Consider the following 18575-nt stretch of genomic DNA (forward strand, 5'->3'; position numbering starts at 1 on the left):
CCGGTCAGAGCCCGAGCACCGCGCGGGCGATGAGGAAGTAGACGATCAGCCCGGTCCCGTCGACAAAGGTGGTGATAAACGGCGCGCTCAGCACCGCCGGGTCCACCCCGACGCGGCGCGCCAGCAACGGGATCAGGCCACCCGCGCTGGCAGCCATCGTGCAGATCAACACCAGAGACGCCGAGAGCACCACCGCGATGTGCCAGTCCGTCATCCACGCCGCGGGCCCAAAGGCCAGCGTCGCCAGGGTGACCCCGAGCAGGAGCCCGACCATGCATTCACGACGCAGCACGCGCCATACATCCCGGGGGCGGACCTCCTCCAACGCCAGGGCTCGGATGACGGTGGTGGCCGCCTGGGCGCCGACGTTGCCACCGGTGCCGATCAACAGGGGGACGAAGAGCGCGAGCGCAACCACCTGCGCCAGGGTGTCCTCGAAGTAGTCGAGCACGTTCACCGTCAGCGCGGCCGCCAAGATCAGGAACAGCAGCCAGGTGATCCGGCTTCGCACGAGCCGCCACACCGACGTCGCCAGATAAGGACGGCGCAAGGGGTCTGTGCCACCAGCGCGGGCCGCGTCCTCATGCTCCTCGTCGAGCAGGATTCGCATCGCGTCATCGACGGTAAGCACGCCCAGCAGCCGCCGCTCGGCGTCCACGACCGGGACGGCCAGAGCGCCGTGGGCTCGCACCGTCCGAGCTGCCTGCTCCTGGTCCTGCGTCGCTTGCACCGTGATCGGCTCCGACATCAGGTCGTCGATGATGGCCTCGGGGTCGCTGGCCAGCAACCGCCGCAGTGACATCACCCCGACGACGACGCGACCGTCCCCCACCACCGGCAGCATGTAGATCGTCTCGGCCTCCTCCTGCCCTGCCTGGACCAGTCGGAGGGCCCGCCCCACCGTGGATCCGCTGGGCAGGGCCAGGACCTCCGGCGTCATCCGGCGTCCGACCGAGTCCGCCGGATAGCCGAGCACCGCCAAGGTCATCCGGCGCTCGTCGGGGTCAAGGCCATGCAGCAAGCTGCGAGCCACCGAGGCGGGCAGCTCCTCCAGGAGGGTCACCCGGTCGTCCGGGTCCAGCTCCTCCACCAGCGTGGCCACGTCGCGGGAACGCAGCTGGCTGACGAGCTCGCCCTGCAACTCTGGCGCCAGCAGCTCGAAGACGCGCACCGACAGCGCCTTGGGGAGCATCCGGAAGGCCACCGCCCGGTCGTCAGGATCCAGGCGTTCCAGTTCATCGACGAGAGTCGGCAGATCCAATGACAGCAGTCCCTGCCGCATCGTCCGAAAATCTCCGGAACGCACCAGTTCATCGAGCCGGATATCCACCGTTCACCCTCTTTCGCCACCTCGTGGGCCGACCGCCCCGGCCCACGCTACGTGCCGGGGCAGGTGGAGCGTGGGAAGAGGGTCACCAGGCGTCAGAAAGTGCCCGCGACTATAGTTGACGCAGTCGGCAATCAACCCATTCTGAGGAGAGATTTGCAGTGAGCACCTACAGCCTTCCTGACCTTCCCTACGACTACGCAGCCCTCGAGCCGCACATCAGCGCCGAGATCATGGAACTGCACCACAGCAAGCACCATGCCGCTTACGTCAAGGGTGCCAACGACGCTTTGGAGAAGCTTGCGGCGGCCCGCGCCTCGGGTGATTTTGGCCCGGTGCCGCAGCTAGAGAAGAACCTCGCCTTCAACCTGGGTGGCCACACCAACCACTCGGTGTTCTGGAACAACATGTCCCCCGACGGTGGCGACAAGCCAGAGGGCGACGTCGCCTCCCTCCTCGATGAGCACTTCGGCTCCTTCGACGCCTTCCGTGGCCAGTTCGAGGCTGCCGGCACCACCATCCAGGGCTCGGGGTGGGCCGTTCTGGCCTGGGACTCCATCGGTGCGCAGCCGCTGGTCATGCAGCTGTGGGACCAGCAGGGCAATGTGCCCATCGGTCTGACCCCACTGCTCATGCTCGACATGTGGGAGCACGCCTTCTACCTGCAGTACAAGAACGTCAAGGCCGACTACGTCAAGGCGTGGTGGAACGTCGTCAACTGGGCCGATGTCAGCCACCGCCTGGCTGCTGCCAAGACGGCGACCTCAGGGCTGATCGTCCCCGCCTGACCCGCTGCGACGTCATACCGCGCAGCACCCTGAACTCCCCGGAGCGGGGCGAGGAGGACAACCTCCCTCGCCCCGCTCCGGCGTCGTTCACTAGAGTGTTCGGGATTCGTCAAGGTCGACGCCGAGGAGAGTGCTGTGCAGGTCGCGTGGTGGAGCATGATCCCCTTCGTCATCATGCTGCTCGCCATCGCGACGGCCCCCTTGATCGAGGCCACCCGCCACAGTTGGGAAAAACAGCGGGTCCAACTGCAAGTGGCGCTCGTGCTCGGGATCCCCGTCGCACTCTGGTTCCTTATCGCGGGCGAGGGTGGCGCGGTCGCGCATGCCCTGGTCGAGTATGGCCAGTTCATCGCGCTCCTGCTCGCGCTCTTCGTCGTCTCCGGAGGGATCTTCCTGGAGGGTGACCTCCGGGCCACCCCCAAGGTCAACACGGCGTTCCTGGCCGTCGGCGGCGTGCTGGCCAGCTTCATCGGCACCACCGGCGCAGCGATGCTCCTCATCCGACCGCTGCTGAACACCAACCGGGGGCGGACCAACCGTGTGCACACGGTGGTCTTCTGCATCTTCATCGTGGCCAACTGCGGCGGTCTGCTCACTCCGCTGGGTGACCCTCCGCTCTTCCTTGGCTTGTTGCGTGGCGTCCCCTTCTTGTGGACCTTCAACCTCTTCCCCGAGTGGCTCTTCGTCAACATCCTGCTGCTCATCACCTTCCTCGGCCTGGACCGTCGCTTCTACGCCCTCGAGCCGGCGCCGGTGAAGGCGAAGGACGCCGCCGAGGTCATCCCCTTGCGGATCAAGGGTGGCATCCACTTCCTCTACCTGGGCTTGGTCGTCGCCGCCGTTGCCTTCGCTCCGAGCGTGGACCTGCACGCGATCGAGTCCGGGCACGGAGCCCTGAGCGACTGGATCCCGTGGCGCGAGATCATCATGCTGTCCGTCAGCATCCTGTCGCTGAGGACCGGCGACCGCACGGCTCGCTACGTGGACAATAACTTCAAGTGGGGTCCGATCCAGGAGGTCGCGGCCCTCTTCATCGGCATCTTCCTGACGATGATCCCCGCGCTGCGTTATCTCGCCCAGGTCGCGCCCAGCCTCCCGCTCAACGAGGTCACCTTCTTCTTCTTCACCGGGGGCCTGTCTGCGGTGCTCGACAACGCTCCGACCTACCTGACTTTCTTCGAGATGGCGCGTGAGCTCGGCGGGGACCCTGCCGTCGCCGGGGTCTATGAGCCATATCTGGTGGCAATCAGCCTGGGTGCGGTCTTCTGCGGAGCCATTACCTACATCGGCAACGGACCCAACTTCATGGTCAAGGCGGTCGCCGACAGCCAGGACGTAGCGATGCCGTCATTTGGTGGATACGTCGTGCTGGCCTTCCGCTACCTGGTGCCGGTCCTGCTGGCGATGGTGCTGATCTTCATCGCGGACCCAGGGTGGGCGCACCTGCTCGGCTGGGTGCTCACGGCGCTGCTGTTGATACGCGCACTTCGCGGCTATGTGATGAGCAAGTTCGCGCTCAGTAAGGCGCACCGCTGAGCCGGGCCCTCCGCAGCCGAGCCAGGGTCAGGCCACCTCAGTCGAGCGCGTCGACGGCGTGCAGTGCCGCGAGCTCGGCCTCCATCACGTCTTCGTCATCGGCGTCGAGCCGGACGTGCGCCAGCAGGGTATGGAGAACGCGCAGAGCGGAGGAGGCCCGCTCGCCCCACGAACCCAGATAGCTGAACTGCCACCACCACATGGCCTCGGTCTCGTGACCTGCCTCGTAATGCACCTGGCCGTGGGCCAGGTCGGCGGCGATCGCGACGAGGTCTGCGGAGAGCGATCCGTCGGTGACTTCGCCGGAAAGAATCGGATCCTCCAGGTCGCAGTAGCTGTCCAGTCCGCCCAGCAGCCCGTGCAACTTCTCCCGGAGCCGTTCCAGATCATGGTCGGGACCGGCGTCCGGTTCGAATCTCTCCTCCGGCACCACGTCGACGAGCGCCCCGATGCGCGCCCCCGCACCGCACAACTGACCGACCGCGAGCAGCAGGACCGGCAGCGCCGAGTCGGGTGCCTCTCCCGACGTCACCTCAGAAAGGGCGGCAAAGTAGGCCGACACCTCTAGGTGCATTTCGTGTGCCAGAGGGCCCCAGCCCTCATCCTCCGACTCGCTCATGGCCCCACTGTAGGCGCTTACGCGCAAGGGGGGGACGTGAGTTGGCACACGCGCGGCGCGGTCCCCGAGCGCGCCTGAGACGTCTGTCCAGGCCCACCGCATACAGTCCACCCTTGTGTATGAAGGTGTGGTCCAGGACCTGATTGACGAGCTCGGCCGACTGCCCGGCGTCGGCCCGAAGGGTGCCCAGCGGATCGCCTTCCACCTCCTCCAGGCCGACCCCGAGGACATCACGCGGCTCGCGGACGCCCTGGTGCAGATCCGCGAGAAGGTGCGCTTCTGCGACATCTGCGGCAACGTCGCCGAGGCCGAGCAGTGTCGAATTTGTCTGAACCCGCGTCGCGATGTCGGCCTGATCTGCGTCGTGCAGCAGTCCCAGGATGTTGCCGCGATCGAGCGGACGCGTGAGTTCCACGGTCGCTACCACGTCCTCGGCGGGGCCATCAACCCGATCGGCGGCATCGGACCGGACGACCTGCGGATCCGCGAGCTAGTCTCCCGCCTGGCGGACAGCCAGGTGACCGAGGTCATCCTGGCGACCAACCCGAACCTTGAGGGTGAGGCGACCTCGACCTACCTGGCGCGCATGCTGGCACCGTTCGAGGGGGTCCGGGTCAGCCGGCTCGCTTCCGGCCTGCCCGTGGGCGGAGACCTGGAGTATGCCGACGAGGTCACCCTGGGTCGGGCCTTCGAGGGCCGTCGGGTGCTCTCGGAAGGGACGCCGGCCGGCCAGCCGGACTAGCCGGTCGCGCTCAGGCTGGTGACTCCGGGTGCCGTTGGTTGTACTCCCCGGCCCACTCCTGGCCTGTCATGGCCAGGATTGCGGCCATCACTTCGTCGGTGATCACACGGCGAGCGCGCCCTAGGGGGACATCCTCGAACCGTCCGGCGACCTCGATCGGCTGGCCGAACTCAACGGTGATCTTGGCGCGGCTCGGGAACTTTGAGCCGACCGGCTGGATCTGGTCGGTGCCGGTCAGGCCCACCGGGACGATCGGGCACCCCGCTTCTAACGCCAACCAGGCCACCCCCGTCTTGCCGCGGTAGAGGCGACCATCGCGAGAACGGGTCCCCTCGGGATAGATGCCAAACGCACCACCGCCCTTGAGGTGGGCCAGCGCGAGGTCCAGAGACTCCGCGGCGGCGCGTGGGTCGTCACGGTTGACCGGTATCGACCCCACGCCTGCAAACCACTCACGACTGATCCAACCCTTCACCCCGGTGCCGGTGAAGTACTCCGCCTTGGCCAGAAAGGCGACCTGCCGAGGGGATGTCAGCGGGATGACGATGCTGTCCACGAAGGAGCAGTGGTTGCTGGCCAGGATGACGGGCCCGGACGCAGGGACGTTGTGCGTGCCGATCACGGTGGGTCGCCAGATCACCTTCGCCAGAGGGGCGAGGATCGGGTGCAGGGTCTCGTAGAGCATGACGGTCCTCTCAGCCCACTGGTTCGTCGTTGATGGCGATGACGATACCGCCGAGCACGCTCTCGATGACCGGCTGGCCCACCGCTGCCGAGGACGCGAGATCATCATCGTCCTCGCTGGGAGCGTCACCCTTTGCCTGCCGTACCGGTGCCTTGGTGGCGCTGTCGCCGTCGTCGCGGCCACGGTGGCGCGGGCTCGAGCGAGCCGGTGCCGCGTCGTCCTGCTTCAGCCAGTCCGGCGCGGAGGACGTCTGCGTCTGCTCGGCCCAGCCGGGTCCGTCGCCCGTCGGACGGCGGGTCGCGCCGAGCTGCTCCGCCATGCTGGGCCCGGCGGTGTTCGCAGACGTGCGCGGATCCGGCGATCCCGCGTCCGGCTCTTCACCTTCGTCAGCCACAGTCGACGAAACCTCCGGACGTGTCCGGCCCCGGATCGCTGGTGGCGGGGTGGGAGGTGGTGCCTGCCCTTGGGTGGCGCGGGTGCGCACCCGCCCCCGCTGCGAGTGGTCTTCGACCGGCTGCGTGCCGGGGCCGGCCGGTGCAGGCTGGCTGGCGCTCTCCTGGTCCCGGGGTGCGGGCTCCGCGGAGGGAGTCGGCTGGGACCCACGCGGCGGAGCCGATTGCGACTGTGGCTCCGAGTGCGACTGCGACTGCGGCTCCGACGGTGGCTGTGGCTGTGGCTCATCCTCGTGCTGGGCGGGCTCGTCCAGCTCCTGCCCCGTGACGACCGCGTGGATGTCCACGTCTAGGCCTAGACGCTCGGAGAAGGCCTGTTTGACCGTCTCCTCGTGCCGGGTGCCCAGGAACTTGTCCACCCACCACCGGTCACCCTTGCCCAGGACGACCCGGCGGCCATCAAAGTCGAGCAGCTGCACCGTCTGCAACCCGCTCCAGGTCTGTCGACTGATGCCGTGCACGGCCTCAAGGACATCGGGCCATTGCCGACGTAGCGCGGCAGTGTCCAGCACACCCGGCGCCGGCGTCTCGGGTGAGCTGGCCGACGTCGACGCTGCTGGGACGGATGCCGCTGAGACGGTTGGCGTTGGGACTGGCGCAGGTGCGGAGCGCGAGGCCTGCGGTGGAGGTGGCTGCCGCTCGTCAGCGGCGCTGAGACGACGTTCGATGCGGTCCAGGCGCACGCCATACCCCGCCTCACCCGACGGTCCCGGGAGCAGGAGACGCGCGACCAACAGCTCGAGCATGAGCCGGAACGAGACAGCACCCGCCATCTCCGTCAACCCGTGGTTGACAAGGTCGGCGAGGCGGGACAAGCTCTCCGGGCCCTGGACCGAGGCCTGGCGCCGCATCCGGTCGATCTGGTCGTCGGGCAGCCCTGGCAGCAGTCCGGCCGCCGGTCGATCGCCGATCGCGGACAGCACGATGAGGTCGCGGTAACGCTCGAGCAGGTCTTCGACGAAGCGCCGGGGATCGTGACCAGACTCCATCACCTTGTCGACCTGCTGAAACACCGTGGCCGCGTCCCCTGCGGCGACCGCATCGACGACGGCGTCGAGGAGCTCGACATCGGTGAAGCCCAGCAACGACGCGGTGCGCTCGTAGGTAAGCCCTTCTTTACCCGCGCCGGAGATCAGCTGGTCCAGCACGGACAGGGAGTCGCGCACCGATCCCCCGCCGGCGCGTGTCACGAAGGACAGGACACCGGGCTCGAGGGCCACACCCTCCTCCCCGCTGACCTGCTCCAGGTATGACGTCAGTCGCTGCGGGGGGACGAGGTGGAAGGGGTAGTGATGGGTCCGGGAGCGGATGGTGGCCAGCACCTTCTCCGGCTCGGTCGTGGCGAAGATGAACTTGACGTGCGGCGGAGGCTCCTCAACCACCTTGAGCAGCGCGTTGAAGCCGTTGGGCGTCACCATGTGCGCCTCGTCGATGATGTAGACCTTGTAGCGCGACTGGGCAGGACCGAAGGCCGCGCGCTCGCGCAGGTCACGAGCGTCGTCGACGCCACCATGGCTCGCCGCGTCGATCTCGATCACGTCGACGGTGCCGGCACCGTCGCGGGCCAGCCCCACGCAGGAGTCGCAGGTCCCGCACGGCTCCGGCGTCGGGCCCTGCTCACAGTTGAGGCAACGGGCCAGGATCCGTGCGCTCGTGGTCTTGCCGCAGCCGCGCGGCCCGGAGAACAGGTAGGCGTGGTTGACCCGGCCCGAACGCAGCGCCTGCATGAGCGGCTCGGTGACGTGCTCCTGGCCGATGACATCGGTGAAAGTCTCGGGCCGGTAGCGACGATAGAGGGCTTTACTCACCCTCTGACCCTAACGTGGGCACCGACGGAGGCCGCGCCCGTTCCACAGGCACACTCCCGCTCGTCGGGTCGGCGCCAGACCGCTCACGGATCGAGACCACCCTGCCCGCTCGGGACAGGTCAGGCTGGGCGGACGACGGTCATCCGGTGGGCGGCCCGGGTGAGGACGACATAGAGGATGCGCACGCCGCCGGGAGACTCGGCGACGATCTGGTCCGGATCGACGACGACGGTGGCGTCATACTCCAGTCCCTTGGTCGACAGCGGGTCAGAGAGGACCACGCGGGCGCCCAGAGCCGGGACCTGCGCGAGCCGCGCGCGCCAGCGCGACGGCGCGATGACCGCCACCTGACCGTCGACCTGTCCGAGCAGCTCGGTCACCGCCTCCTGCACCGCGGACACGACGTCTTGCGAGGTGATCTCGACAGGGTCATGACCGGTCTCGCGCACCGCCTTGGGGATGTCCGCGTCGGGCACGTGCTCGCGGATCAGGTCCGCAGCCAAGGTGAAGATCTCCCGGGCGTTGCGGTAGTTCGTGTCCATGTGGAAAGACCTGCGCACCAAGCTGCCGAAGGCCTCCTCCCGCGCCGCAGCCGACTCCTCCAAATGCGACCAGGACGACTGGGCAAGGTCGCCCACGACGGTCCAGGAGGCCCAGCGACCCCGACGACCCAACATCCGCCACTGCATCGGCGAGAGGTCCTGCGCCTCGTCGATGAGCATGTGCGCATACTCCTCGCCCGACCCGATCCGACCAGCGAGCAGCTTGGTCATCGGGTCGCCGGAGATCCGCTCCGACGCCGTCGCGTCGGGGTCAGCAACCGCAGGACGCTTACCGTCCTCATCGTCCTGCGCCGCGGCAGGACGCTCCCTGACCCCGAGCCGCAGAGCGGCGAGGCCATACTGCGAGGCGTCGTCGAGCAGATCGATCTCGTAGAAGCCACGCTCCTCGCTGGGCAGGTCGACGACGTCACCGAGCCGCGCGTGCAGGTCGTCCACGAGCGCCGCGTCGGCGACCGACCACTCACCGGTGCGCAACGCCTCCTGGTAGGACTCGGCCAGCAGCCCTGCCTCGCCCTGGTCCAAGCCCCCCAGCCGGCTCACGAAGGACTCGTCGGCGAGCCACAGGAGCAGCTCGCGCGGGTCCAGCGGACGCCACCACTGGCGCATGAACGTCTCGACGTCGTTGGCGTCGGCGAAGCGGTCGACGAACTCTGCCTTCTCCCCGTGCTGCACTTGCTCCCAGGCGATTTCTGCCAAGGCCTGCACTGCCGCGTCGTAGGCACTGTTGCGGTGGTGACGGCGCAGCACCTGGCTGCGTGCTCGGTCCAGGTCACGCTGCTCGAGGCGCACCGCGTGGCCGAGGACGAAGAGGCGCAGGATGGTGGGGGCATCCGGGATCGGTTGGCGAGCCAGTTGTGCCAGGAGCGCCCGGATCCGCAACGATCCCTTGATCGTGGCCGTCGCGGGCGGATCGTTGCGCGTGGCTGTCATCCCCGCGACCACGTCGCCTAGAGAGCGCAGCGCGACGCTGTCCTCGCCGAGGGAGGGCAGCACCCGCTCGATGTATGCCGTGTAGGCGGCGGAGGGTCCCACGACCAGCACGCCGCCCCCCTCGTAGCGCCGCCGGTCGGAATAGAGCAAGTAGGCCGCCCGATGCAAAGCAACGACGGTCTTGCCGGTGCCGGGACCGCCGGTGATCTCCGTGACCCCACGGGCAGGCGCCCGGATGGCCTGGTCTTGATGCTCCTGGATGGTCGCCACGATGTCGCGCATCCGAGCACCGCGGCTGCGGGTCAGGGCCGCCATGAGCGCGCCGTCGCCCACCACCACGATGTCGTCGGGGGGGTCGGCGACCATGAGGTCGTCCTCGATCCCGACGACCTGCTCACCCTGGCAACGCAGGACCCGACGCCGGATCACGCCGAGCGGGTCGACCGGGGTGGCTTGGTAGAACGGGGCGGCAGCGGGGGCTCGCCAGTCCACGACGAGCGGCTCGTAGTCGTCGTCCCGGACACCGAGGCGGCCGATGTAGCGCACTTCCCGGGCCTGGCCCTGCGGGTCTGCGACGTCGTGCTGCAGGTCCAGCCGGCCGAAGACCAGGCCCTCGTGCTGGATCTCGAGGGAGGCCCGACGCTTGTTCGCGCTGAAGACGAGCGCGTCGCGCTCGAAGAAGCGGACCACTTCTTCTTCCCGCGGATCCCCGGTCCCGGGCCGGTCGGTCTGCCCTCGGGCGAGCCCCTCCGCGTGCACGAGATCGGTCCGCTCAGCAGCCTTGGCCAGCTCGGTGTAGACCCGGTCGACATGCTCCTGCTCGGCTGCGATCTCCGCAGCAACGACATCGTTTGTCGTGGCGCTCACTCGCTCCCTCTCCCCAGCGGCATCGTCGTGGGTCCTCGTAGGTCGTCGTGGCAGCGCATACCGGCGTGAGCCACCCCTGGCAAAGCCAATACTCTACCGGCCCCTGGGGGCCTGTGCCGACCGCTCCGCCCTACTCGACCCAGCCCCTGCGCACCGCTTGGACCCCTGCCTGGAACCGGGTGGCGGCACCGAGGTGGTCCAGGATGTAGCGGACGCGCCGCTCCACCGTCCGCACGGAGACCCCGGCCTGTCGCGCGATCACCTGGTCGCTCATCCCCGAGCTGAGCAGCGAGAGGATCCTTTGGTCCCGCGGATCGAGGGGTGCTCGGTCCCCGCTCGAGCGGCTGGCGGCCTCCACGGTGGGACCGAACGGCGTGGCGAGCTGCCAGATCTCGTCCAGGAGCTTTTCGACGGCCAGGAGGGGAGCCCGGCCACGCACCTCGATCGAGCCCTCTCCCGTGGGGTCGAAGGAGCTCAGATCGACCATCGCGGAGCGGTCGTCGCACAACGCCAGCGACAACGGCACGCCGTTGCCGACCCGGATCGCGTGCCCCTGCGCGTGGCCGCCCTCAAGGAGCGCCATCGCCAGCGCGTTGTCCAGCAGCGAGGTGTCGAAGACGATGCGGATGTCCATGCCTTTGCGAAGGCTGAGCACGGAATCGTCCTCAGCAGACCGTTCCAGGAGAAGCCGCGTCGCGGCGGAGTTCTCCAACGCCCACCAGAATCTGGTCGTGGCGACCCGGTGCAAGCCGATGAGCCGGTCCGCGATGTCCTCCGCACTGCCGAGCAGGTCAAAGTTGGGGTGGGGGTTGGGCTGGCCAGTCCCGACGGCGCGGCGCCAGATCGCCTCCACCTCCGAGGCCGTGGACAGACTCAGAGCGAGTCGACGCTCGACCTGGGAGGCATAGCGGGAGATCGCCTCCCGCGGCGGTGCGACGGACCAGACGTCGCGCTCCGTCGAGGGCAGGATCAGCTCGCGGGCGATCAGCTCGGTCATGGCGTGGTCGATCTCCGCGTCGGACAGGCCCGTCCCTCGCAGTCCCGCCCGCCCGGGCGTGCCGAGCCGCACCGCCGTGAGATAGACGCGGCCGATGAACTGCTCGAACGCTTCTCCGTGGCTCAGGTGTTTGTCCGGGATCGTCGATTTCCTGGGCGCCATACGATGCAGCATGACGGAAATACGTCAGTGACAGCAAGCCGACAAAGCGTGGCGTGACACCGGCTCCGGGATGTGGCAAAGTGGTCTCTACCGACCTCGGTCGGGCGCAGGGAAGTGTGTGTCGCCAGGCAATGCCCCCCATCAGCCTGGTTGACCCCGCCCTGTGACGTGGCCCTCCTGGGAGATACCCCCCTGCTTCCCAGGAGGGCCACACCAATTCTGCGGTGACCGGTCAACGGCTCCCATCTGCGCTGGGTAGGCTCGACCGTCGTGAAGGTTCTCTTGCTTGGAGCCGGGGCGCGAGAGCACGCGCTCGCCCTCTCGCTCGTCGCCGACCCCCTCGTCTCGACCCTCCTGGTGCTGCCCGGCAACCCAGGCATCGCCGCCATCGCCACCTGTGTGGCCGGCGACCCGACGCAAGCACAGCAGGTCCTCGAGGTGGCCCGCGCCGAGGGCGTGGGCCTGGTCGTCGTCGGACCGGAGGCGCCGTTGGTGGCAGGGGTGAGCGATGCTCTCCAGGCGGCTGGCATCCCGTGCTTCGGCCCGACCGCCGCCGCGGCCCAGCTCGAGGGAAGCAAGCTGTTCGCCAAAGAGGTCATGGAGGCTGCGGGCATCCCTACCGCAGACGCTCACAGCTGCGCCACGGCCGACGAGGTCCAGGTGGCGCTCGACGCGACGGGCTCGCCCTACGTCGTCAAGGAGGACGGGCTCGCGGCCGGCAAGGGCGTCGTGGTCACGACCGACCGCGACGAGGCTGCGGCCCATGCGGCGGGCTGCCTGGCCAAGCCGGGTGGTCGAGTCCTCATCGAGGATTATCTGGACGGCCCGGAGGTCTCACTCTTCGCCCTGGCGGACGGGGCGACCGTCCTCGCCCTCGCCCCCGCCCAGGACTTCAAGCGCCTGCGCGACCGCGGTGAGGGCCCCAACACCGGCGGGATGGGCGCCTACTCCCCACTCCTCTGGGCCGACGAGCAGGTCCCCGGCCTGGTCGAGCACGTCCTGGCCACGGTCGCACGCCCCACCATCGAGGAGATGGCCAGACGAGGTATGCCGTTTACCGGCGTCCTCTACGTGGGGCTGGCGCTCACCTCGCAGGGGCCGCGGGTGATCGAGTTCAACGCCCGGTTCGGAGATCCGGAGACCCAGTCCGTGCTGGCCCGACTGCAGACGCCGCTGGCCGGCGTGCTGCTGGCCGCAGCGCAGGGACGGTTGGCGCAGCTGCCACCCCTGCAGTGGTCACCTGAGTCGAGCGTGACGATCGTGGTCGCGGCACCTGGCTATCCCGATGCGCCCCGGACGGGCGGCACGATCAGTGGCGTGAGGAATGCCGAGGCGGTCGAGGGCGTGCGCGTCCTGCATGCGGGCACCCGTCTCGTGGATGGCACGCTGGTCTCCGCCGGCGGCCGGGTCCTGTCCGTGGTGAGCGTGGGGAAGGACCTGGCGCAGGCGCGCTGGCGGGCCTACGCCGCAGTGCACCGGATCCACCTGCAGGGATCTCATTTCCGCACCGACATCGCGCGGGCTGCGGAGCAAGGTGACGTCCTGGTGCCGGCGACGCCTCGCGCCTTACCCGCGGCCTCCCTGTCCCTGCCCGACCACGACCTCATCTACTCCGGCAAGGTGCGCGGCCTCTACGTCCCGCTGGACCCTGCGACCGGCGCACGCGAGCAGGACCGTCTCCTGCTCGTCGCCTCTGACCGGATCAGCGCCTATGACCACATCCTGGAAACGCCGATCCCGGACAAGGGCTCGGTGCTGACGCAGCTGTCGCTGTGGTGGTTCGACCAGCTTGCCGACCTGGCCCCGCACCACGTGCTGTCCGCCGACGTCCCCGCCGCGGTGGCTGGCCGAGGGGTCTACGTCAAACGCCTGCGGATGCTGCCCGTGGAGTGCGTCGCACGTGCCTACCTGACCGGCGGCGGCCTGGCGGAGTATCTGGCCACCGGCACCGTCTCCGGGGTGCCGTTGCCCCCTGATCTGGTGGACGGGTCGCGCCTGCCGGAGCCGATCTTCACGCCCAGCACCAAGGCACCGGTCGGCGAGCATGACCAGCCGATCAGCTTCGAGCAGGTCGTGGAACTCGTCGGTCCCGCACTGGCCGCCCGCCTGCGAGACCTCACGGTGGCGATCCTCGCGCGCGGCAACGAGATCGCCTCCCAGCGCGGCATCCTCATCGCCGACACCAAGGTCGAGTTCGGGATCGACCCCACTCAGCTGGGCGACGCGGCCGACAGCGACGAGATCGACTGGAAGGCAGTCGATCCCGAGGCTGTCGATCTCGTGCTGGCCGACGAGGTGCTCACCCCCGACTCCTCACGATTCTGGCGCGCCGACCAGTGGACACCCGGTCACGCCCAGACGTCATACGACAAGCAGGTCCTTCGAGACTGGCTCACGTCCCCGGCGAGCGGCTGGGACCGCGCCGGCGACGCCCAGCCACCGCCGCTGCCCGAGGACGTCGTAGCCCTGACCAGGGCGCGCTATGTCGAGGCGTTCCAGACCCTCACCGGTCATCCTTTCTCTACCCCCTGACCCAGGAGACCCGAGCACATGGCTTCGCCTCACCTGCTGACCACCTTCACCGGCGGCTCCGCCTTGTCCGACTTCCGGGCGGCGTCGCTGCTGCGCAGGCTCCAGCCCGTGGCGCCGGCGGTGATCGGGGTCTCGGCTCAGTTCGTGCACTGGGTCGCCGCGGACGCCGACCTCGACGACGCCACCCAGGAGGCGGTCGGCGCGATCCTCACCTATGGCCAACCCTGGGAGGGCGCCACGTCGGGAGAGGCCGTCATCGTCGTGGCCCCGCGACTGGGGACCATCTCGCCGTGGGCGAGCAAGGCCAGCGACATCCTGCGCAACTGTGGCCTCGCGGTGCAGCGCGTGGAGCGGGTCACCGAGTATCACCTGCGTCTTGCCGAGGGCACCGCGCTTGACGAGGCAGCACGGGCCGCCTGCGCAGCGGTCCTGCACGACCGGATGACCGAGACCGTGCTCTCCGATCGAGGGGCCGCTGGGGCACTCTTCGCCGAGCGTGCGGCCCCGCCGATGGAGCAGGTGGACGTGCTCGGCCAGGGTCGCGGCGCGCTGGCGGTGGCCAACACCGACTATGGATTGGCCTTGTCCGACGACGAGATGGACTACCTCGTCGAGGCGTTCGTCGCCCTGGGCCGCAACCCGACCGATGTCGAGCTGACGATGTTTGCCCAGGCCAACTCCGAGCACTGTCGACACAAGATCTTCAACTCTGACTTCGTCATCGACGGCGAGGTCGCGCCACGCAGCCTCTTCGGGATGATCCGGCACACCGAGGAGGTCGCCGGGCACGGCACGGTCGTCGCCTACAAGGACAACGCCTCGGTGATGGCCGGCGGCCGAGTCGTCCGCTGGCTGCCCGAAGGGGACGGCGCGGGCACCAGCCTGGGAGAGGGGTCGGGGCGCTATGTCGAGCGTGAGGACGAGGTCCACGTGCTCATGAAGGTGGAGACCCACAACCACCCGACCGCAGTCTCCCCCTTCTCTGGCGCCGCCACCGGCGCCGGCGGCGAGATCCGCGACGAAGGCGCGACTGGCCGGGGCAGCGCACCCAAGGCCGGGCTGACCGGGTTCGTCGTCTCCAACCTCCACCTCCCGGGCACCGCCGAGCCGTGGGAGGTCGACGCGCAGGATGCCCCGGAGCACGTGGCGAGCGCGCTGGACATCATGGTCGACGGCCCTGTCGGGGCGGCGTCGTTCAACAACGAGTTCGGCCGGCCGGGGCTGGGAGGCTTCTTCCGTGTCTACGAGCAGACCGTCGACGGGGTGCACCGTGGCTATCACAAGCCGATCATGAGCGCGGGGGGTCTGGGGTCGATCAGCTCGTCCATGACCGAAAAGATCCGCTTCGGCCCGCAGACCCTGCTCGTCCAGATCGGCGGCCCGGGAATGCGGATAGGCATGGGCGGCGGTGCGGCCAGCTCGCTGGCGGCGGGCGCCAACGCGGCCGCGCTCGACTTCGACTCCGTGCAGCGCGGCAACCCCGAGATGCAGCGACGGGCCCAGGAGGTCATCAACCACTGCTGGTCGCTCGGAGCCGCCAACCCGATCCTGGCCGTCCACGACGTGGGTGCGGGGGGCTTGTCCAACGCCTTCCCCGAGCTCGTCCACGACGCCGGCCTGGGCGCGCGTTTCGACCTGTCTGCAGTCCCACTGGAGGAGTCCGGGCTCTCCCCCAAGGAGATCTGGAGCAACGAGAGCCAGGAGCGTTACGTCCTGGCGATCGCACCAACGTCGTTGGACACCTTCGCTGCCCTCTGCGAGCGCGAGCGCTGCCCGTTCGCCGTCGTCGGCGTCGCCCAGAACGACGCTGGCCTGGTGGTCACCAGCACCAACTCACCCGAGCGGGACCCCGTCGACATGCCGATGGAGCTCCTGTTCGGCAAGCCACCGAAGATGACCCGCTACGCGCACCGCATACCTCGCTCCTCCCCTGCGCTCGACCTGTCCAGCCTGAGCATGGCGACGGCGCGCGACGCGGCGTATGCGGTGCTCCGTCACCCGAGCGTGGCCTCCAAACGGTTCCTCATCACGATCGGGGACCGCACGGTTGGCGGCCTGACCCACCGCGACCAGCTGGTCGGCCCATGGCAGGTGCCGGTCGCGGACGTGGCAGTGACACTGTCCGACCACGTGGGCCTCTCCGGCCAGGCGATGGCCACCGGCGAGCGCACCCCGCTCGCCGCGCTGGATGCTCCCGCCTCCGGGCGGATGGCTGTCGGCGAAGCGCTGACCAACCTGTTGGCCGCCCCGGTCACCCTCGACGGCGTCAAGCTGTCGTGCAACTGGATGGCCGCCTGCGGGGAGCCGGGCGAGGACGCGGCGCTCTACGACACCGTCCACGCTGTCGCGATGGAACTGTGCCCTGCGCTGGGGATCTCCGTCCCCGTCGGTAAGGACTCACTGTCGATGCGGACCCGCTGGTCAGAGGCGGACGGGCACGATCGTCAGGTCACCTCGCCGGTGTCACTGGTCGTGTCTGCCTTCGCGTCGCTGGTCGACATCCGCGGCACGCTCACGCCGCAGCTGCACGCCGGGTCCGAGCTCCTCCTCCTCGACCTGGGCGCGGGCCGCAACCGGCTCGGCGGATCGATGCTCGCGCAGGTGCTGAGCGACTTCGGCGACACCGTCCCCGACCTCGATGACCCGACCCCCCTCACCCGCCTCGCCGCCGCCCTGCTGGACCTGCGCTCGCAGGGCCTAGTCACGGCCTACCACGACCGCTCCGACGGCGGACTGTGGGCGACGCTGTGCGAGATGGCGTTTGCTGGCGGCGTCGGTCTCGACGTCGCGGTGCCCACCTCCGGCCAGCCGGACGACACCTCGGTCGACCTGTGGAGCGAGGGGCTCGCGGCCTTGTTCACCGAGGAGCTGGGCGTGGTGCTCGAGGTCCCGGCCGACCACCTCGAGGAGGCTGGAGAGGTGCTGGCCGGGCACGGCCTGACCGACCTGATGCACCATCTGGGGACCTCGACCTCGCAGCGCCGCGTGCGGGTGCGCGCCGGGGCCTTCTCCCTGGACGAGCCACTCCGCGACCTCGCGCAGGCATGGGACGAGGTGTCCTGGCGGATCGCGGCGTTGCGGGACCACCCCGAGTGCGCCGACCAGGAGCACGCGGCGATCGGCGACGACGACGACCCCGGCCTGCACGTCAGCACCACTTTCGATCCCACCGACGACATCAGCGCGCCCTACCTCAACCTCGGGACTCGGCCGGTGGTCGCCATCCTGCGTGAGCAGGGCATCAACTCCCATGCCGAAACGGCCTTCGCCTTCCACCGGGCCGGGTTCGACACCTATGACGTGCACATGACCGACCTGCAGACCGGCCGCTTCGACCTGGCCGACCCCGCTGTCGTCGGGCTGGCTGCCTGCGGAGGCTTCTCCTACGGCGACACCCTGGGTGCCGGGGAAGGTTGGGCCAGGTCGGTCCTCTTCAACAACCACCTGACGGACGCCTTCTCCTCCTTCTTCGCGCGGCCGGACACCTTCGCGCTGGGCATCTGCAACGGCGCGCAGATGTTTGCGGCGCTGGCTGACCTGATCCCCGGGGCCGACGCGTGGCCACGCTTCACCCGCAACCGAAGCGAGCAGTATGAAGCCCGCTTGACCATGGTCGAGGTGCTCGACTCCCCGTCGATCTTCTTCACCGGGATGGCTGGCTCGCAGATGCCGATCGCGGTCGCGCACGGCGAGGGCCTGGCCAACTTCTCGACCCGCGGCGACGCGGCAGGCGTGCGCAGGTCGCTACGCTTCGTCGACCACCAAGGGCAAGCGGCCACGTCCTACCCCCGCAACCCCAACGGATCCCCGGACGGACTCACGGCGGTGACGACCCCCGACGGCCGGTTTACCGCGATGATGCCGCACCCAGAGCGGGTCCAGCGCAATGCGCAACTGTCCTGGACACCTGCGTCGGTGGAGCAGGACAGCCCCTGGCTGCGGATGTTCCGCAACGCACGGGTCTGGGTGGACTGACCGCATGACCCTCCAGGCTTTCGGGCCAGGAACGCTACCGTCGCGCCATGGACACCGCGAAGCAACCCGCCGCCAGCCGTCCCCAGCTCCCGGAAGGCTATGGCCTGCCCGAGTCCACCGAGGGCCTGCTCGGCTGGGGTGAGGTCGAGTCTCGCCTCCGCGACGCCCTGCACTACTGGATCAACAGCGTGCGCCCAGACGGACGGCCGCACTCTGTCCCCCGGTGGGGGGTCTGGATCAACGGGCGGTTCTGGTATGACGGCGCCCCCACCACTCGCCATACCCGCAACGTGGAGAAGAACCCCGCCGTCACGCTCACGCTGGAGAGCGGCACCCAAGTCGTCATCGTGGAGGGCGAGTCGCACGCGACGCGGGCCGAGCCGGATGACCTGGGTCAGAAACTTTCGGAGGCCTTCGGCAAGTATGCGGACCTCGACTACGCACCCGGGGCGGACTCCTGGTCGGGCCGGGACGGCGGCGGCCTGCGCGTCATCACACCACATCGCGCGATGGCGTGGTTCACCTTCCCACAGGACTGCACCCGCTTCACCTTCGAGGTTTGACGTGCCTCCGGACGCGACGTCAGGCTCGG

The 18575-nt window shown here is 69.0% G+C and carries 12 protein-coding genes; 6 read left to right on the forward strand and 6 right to left on the reverse strand.

Annotation, left to right across the window (positions count from 1 at the left end; all coding sequences use genetic code 11):
- Positions 1-4: 4 nt before the first annotated feature.
- Entirely contained in the window at positions 5-1330 is a 1326-nt protein-coding gene (mgtE, locus tag Q4P07_RS05960; protein ID WP_303373987.1) for a magnesium transporter, read from the reverse strand.
- A 158-nt stretch (positions 1331-1488) separates the two neighbouring features.
- Between mgtE and Q4P07_RS05965 the strand changes: the two genes are divergently transcribed.
- Both Q4P07_RS05965 and Q4P07_RS05970 read left to right on the forward strand, forming a co-directional pair.
- Positions 1489-2115 (forward strand): superoxide dismutase, encoded by a 627-nt coding sequence (locus tag Q4P07_RS05965; RefSeq protein WP_303373988.1) that lies wholly within the window; start codon positions 1489-1491, stop codon positions 2113-2115.
- A gap of 135 nt (positions 2116-2250) precedes the next feature.
- A complete protein-coding gene (locus Q4P07_RS05970; RefSeq protein WP_303373989.1) occupies positions 2251-3651 on the forward strand; it encodes a sodium:proton antiporter in 1401 nt (466 codons plus the stop codon).
- Positions 3652-3688: 37 nt separating this feature from the next.
- Here Q4P07_RS05970 and Q4P07_RS05975 read toward each other — a convergent pair whose 3' ends face one another.
- Positions 3689-4270: a DUF5063 domain-containing protein gene (locus tag Q4P07_RS05975; protein ID WP_303373990.1), complete on the reverse strand. Its 582-nt coding sequence runs from the start codon at positions 4268-4270 to the stop codon at positions 3689-3691.
- A 115-nt stretch (positions 4271-4385) separates the two neighbouring features.
- On the opposite strand from Q4P07_RS05975, the gene recR reads away from it, so the two are divergent.
- On the forward strand, positions 4386-5012 hold the full coding sequence (recR, locus tag Q4P07_RS05980; RefSeq protein ID WP_303373991.1) for a recombination mediator RecR: 627 nt from the start codon (positions 4386-4388) through the stop codon (positions 5010-5012).
- 10 nt (positions 5013-5022) lie between these two features.
- On the opposite strand, the gene Q4P07_RS05985 is transcribed toward recR, so the two are convergent.
- From Q4P07_RS05985 to Q4P07_RS06000, 4 genes are all read right to left on the reverse strand, one after another.
- Positions 5023-5697 (reverse strand): 1-acyl-sn-glycerol-3-phosphate acyltransferase, encoded by a 675-nt coding sequence (locus Q4P07_RS05985; RefSeq protein WP_303373992.1) that lies wholly within the window; start codon positions 5695-5697, stop codon positions 5023-5025.
- 10 nt (positions 5698-5707) lie between these two features.
- Positions 5708-7957, reverse strand: coding sequence for a DNA polymerase III subunit gamma and tau (locus Q4P07_RS05990; RefSeq protein WP_303373993.1), 2250 nt, complete (start codon positions 7955-7957; stop codon positions 5708-5710).
- Positions 7958-8076: 119 nt separating this feature from the next.
- Entirely contained in the window at positions 8077-10317 is a 2241-nt protein-coding gene (locus Q4P07_RS05995) for a helicase (protein WP_303373994.1), read from the reverse strand.
- Positions 10318-10447: 130 nt separating this feature from the next.
- A complete protein-coding gene (locus tag Q4P07_RS06000; RefSeq protein ID WP_303373995.1) occupies positions 10448-11476 on the reverse strand; it encodes a LuxR C-terminal-related transcriptional regulator in 1029 nt (342 codons plus the stop codon).
- Between the two features lie 270 nt (positions 11477-11746).
- On the opposite strand from Q4P07_RS06000, the gene purD reads away from it, so the two are divergent.
- From purD to Q4P07_RS06015, 3 genes are read left to right on the forward strand one after another with little or no spacing between them, the layout of a single operon-like run.
- Complete coding sequence (gene purD, locus Q4P07_RS06005; protein ID WP_303373996.1) at positions 11747-14008, forward strand: phosphoribosylamine--glycine ligase; 2262 nt, start codon at positions 11747-11749, stop codon at positions 14006-14008.
- Between the two features lie 18 nt (positions 14009-14026).
- On the forward strand, positions 14027-17983 hold the full coding sequence (gene purL / locus Q4P07_RS06010) for a phosphoribosylformylglycinamidine synthase (RefSeq protein WP_303373997.1): 3957 nt from the start codon (positions 14027-14029) through the stop codon (positions 17981-17983).
- 47 nt (positions 17984-18030) lie between these two features.
- Positions 18031-18546, forward strand: coding sequence for a pyridoxamine 5'-phosphate oxidase family protein (locus Q4P07_RS06015; protein WP_303373998.1), 516 nt, complete (start codon positions 18031-18033; stop codon positions 18544-18546).
- Positions 18547-18575: the final 29 nt, after the last annotated feature.

The sequence above is a fragment of the Ornithinimicrobium sp. genome, assembly GCF_030537745.1.
Classification (GTDB): domain Bacteria; phylum Actinomycetota; class Actinomycetes; order Actinomycetales; family Dermatophilaceae; genus Ornithinicoccus.

Coding starts and splice junctions, on each gene's coding strand:
- purL (WP_303373997.1), top strand. CDS start 14,027: ATGGCTTCGCCTCACCTGCTGACCACCTTCACCGGCGGCTCCGCCTTG.
- Q4P07_RS06000 (WP_303373995.1), bottom strand. CDS start 11,476: ATGGCGCCCAGGAAATCGACGATCCCGGACAAACACCTGAGCCACGGA.
- Q4P07_RS05975 (WP_303373990.1), bottom strand. CDS start 4,270: ATGAGCGAGTCGGAGGATGAGGGCTGGGGCCCTCTGGCACACGAAATG.
- Q4P07_RS05985 (WP_303373992.1), bottom strand. CDS start 5,697: ATGCTCTACGAGACCCTGCACCCGATCCTCGCCCCTCTGGCGAAGGTG.
- Q4P07_RS06015 (WP_303373998.1), top strand. CDS start 18,031: ATGGACACCGCGAAGCAACCCGCCGCCAGCCGTCCCCAGCTCCCGGAA.